Origin of the sequence: Moorena sp. SIO4E2, assembly GCF_010671945.1 — a bacterium.
Taxonomy (GTDB): Bacteria; Cyanobacteriota; Cyanobacteriia; order Cyanobacteriales; family Coleofasciculaceae; genus Moorena; species Moorena producens.
In genome coordinates, this window is sequence record NZ_JAAHIE010000936.1 from 1 (window position 1) to 2,177 (window position 2,177).

A 2,177-nucleotide genomic window follows, 5' to 3' on the forward strand; every position below is an offset into this window, starting at 1 on the left:
CCGAAGGGCTATAGGGGGACGAACGGGGGATCTCAAAAGATTAGGTATATAACTAGCAACTTGGGTTTTTAGTCATGAATTAGTTATACTATCCCCCCCTCATAAAACCAGGATAGCTCTGGCTTTTTATCATGCTGTTTAGACTCTTTTAATAATTGAATTCCAACACTTTGAACCATTGTAACCAAATAAATCTTGATAGTAAGTATCAATTCGATAATCGTTTTTATACTTTAGCAGAAAATCTTTAACACAACTATTTTTTTCTTGTTTTGCCTCTCCATTATCTTCATAATTAAAACTTTAATTCCAATATTACCAACAGTATAAGTTAGTATCCTCAACGATCAAGTAATCTCCTGTATGTAAACCTTTTTGGTTAAAATATTCAAGGATTCCAACTAGATTGAAGTGAGCATCTTCTATTAGCCACCAAGGGTGGGTAAGTCCAGAAAGCATCTCGGCAGGAAATACTTCATCAATTTTGTTGGAATCTCCTTCTAAAAAATGAATGCGCTCGTCTTTTTTAGCTTTTTCATCTAAAAAAGATAGATCGATATCAACCGAGTAGATCTGACCTTCAATCCCAAACAACTGCAAATTGTCTGCTAGCCAAACTGCACTTCCACCGTTAAATGCACCAATTTCGATAATTGTTTTTGGTCGTAGTTCGTAGATTAGCATCGGATAAATAACCATTTCCATGGCGCTTTTCTGAATATGTAAATCTTTCCAATGCTGTTTGTAGCTGCTTTTGAGGAGAGTTCCCCAAACTGGTGTGGGAATATCCCCGCGCTCTTGGCGAATCTCAATACTCGCAAACCGATCTACCCTAGATAACTCTTTTTTATGAGGTTTTTCTTGGCTTAAGCTTTGATAGCTCAATATATCCTGTGCTTTTGACATTCTTTTTATCCTGTTTTTTTGACCGAACGTGATCACAAATTATATCAATTCCGGCTACATTGGGATAATATTCATTCTGGTTGGGGGAACTTCCGTTTTTAGTTTACTTATCCCGCTCAGCTTTGAGCTGTTCAGCTAAAATCCGAACGTGAGGCTCCATAATCATAGTGAAATGGTTTCCGGAATATGACACTCTAAGGATTGGGTCGCAATCTGGCTCCACCCCCAAGTTGGATCTTCTAGAGTCATTGCCTGATTAGGTAGATAATCCCCCAAAGCAGCAACCTCACTGGCTCGGAAGAAGTTAATCGGAATTGAATCAATCTTCTGGGGTAGATAGCCAGCACTGGCTTCAGTATTAGCCTTGTAAACTTCCAGAATTCGCTTCAACTCAGTTTGGCTCAACATCTGTCCAGCCTTTTGCAATTGTTCCAGGAAATAGCTCAGTTGTTCATCCCCATCTAGAGACTGGAGTATTTTTGGCGAAATCTTGAGGTTTTGACCCAAAATGCTTTCATAAATACTGGCTAGGTTGGTTATGGACTTGGTATAGCAGAAGTCAGAAGTCAGAAGTCAGAAGTCAAACTCTTGCGCTTACTTAGGTTTGAGACTTTTGTCATGTCCTAACTGCCCTGGCGACTGCTATATTATCCCATTGAGCTGCATCTTTTTCTGGAGCCGGAACCTCTACCTGAATATCCATAATGGCCAGCATTGACACTTCCTGTCCTTGATTCCGTAATTGTTGAGCCATCTCAAATGCGACTTTCCCCCCGAAAGAATGACCACCTAGTAGATAGGGTCCGTTGGGTTGAACTGCTTGTAGGGCTTTAAGCTTTAATATGGTGGGCAGCAATTACCAATTCTTTTTATTACCATAGAGACCCCGCAGATACAGTTAGCTCCTGCATTGTCATACCCACTGCCTCATCGCGGCAGAGAAAAGCAGCTAGTTCGCCAATTTCTTGAGGCTGTATGATCCTTTTCTGGGGGTAGCTCTGCTTAACTTCTTCAAAATATTCCGCAAAACTTCGACCTTCAGATTCAGCAAACTCTCTCATCGCGTTTTTGCCAAGCTCCGTTTCTACCCAACCCGGACTAATGGCATTGCAGGATACCCCATGAGGCGCTCCTTCTAAAGCCACACAACGAGTTAGCCCAACCACTGCTGCTTTAGAAGCACAATAGGCAGGAACATTAGGATTACCAACTGAGGCAGCAGTAGAAGCAATGTTGATAATGCGACCCCACTTGCGTTCGATCATTCCTGG

General features: G+C 41.4%; 4 protein-coding genes. All 4 read right to left on the reverse strand.

The genetic code is table 11. The features are described from left to right. Positions 1-315 precede the first annotated feature (315 nt). A complete protein-coding gene (locus F6K37_RS39160) occupies positions 316-906 on the reverse strand; it encodes a CmcI family methyltransferase (protein WP_287256631.1) in 591 nt (196 codons plus the stop codon). Positions 907-1,068: 162 nt separating this feature from the next. After that, positions 1,069-1,413: a thioesterase domain-containing protein gene (locus F6K37_RS39165; RefSeq protein ID WP_287256633.1), complete on the reverse strand. Its 345-nt coding sequence runs from the start codon at positions 1,411-1,413 to the stop codon at positions 1,069-1,071. Positions 1,414-1,522: 109 nt separating this feature from the next. Then, the gene (locus tag F6K37_RS39170) at positions 1,523-1,762 is read right to left on the reverse strand and encodes a thioesterase domain-containing protein (RefSeq protein WP_287256634.1); all 240 of its coding nucleotides are present in this window, start codon (positions 1,760-1,762) and stop codon (positions 1,523-1,525) included. A 16-nt stretch (positions 1,763-1,778) separates the two neighbouring features. Beyond that, positions 1,779-2,177 (reverse strand): SDR family NAD(P)-dependent oxidoreductase (locus F6K37_RS39175; protein ID WP_287256636.1); only part of this gene is annotated, 399 nt, incomplete at its 5' end.

Excerpts from the sequence above, each read along its gene's own strand:
- F6K37_RS39160 (WP_287256631.1), bottom strand. The coding sequence starts at position 906 with ATGTCAAAAGCACAGGATATATTGAGCTATCAAAGCTTAAGCCAAGAA.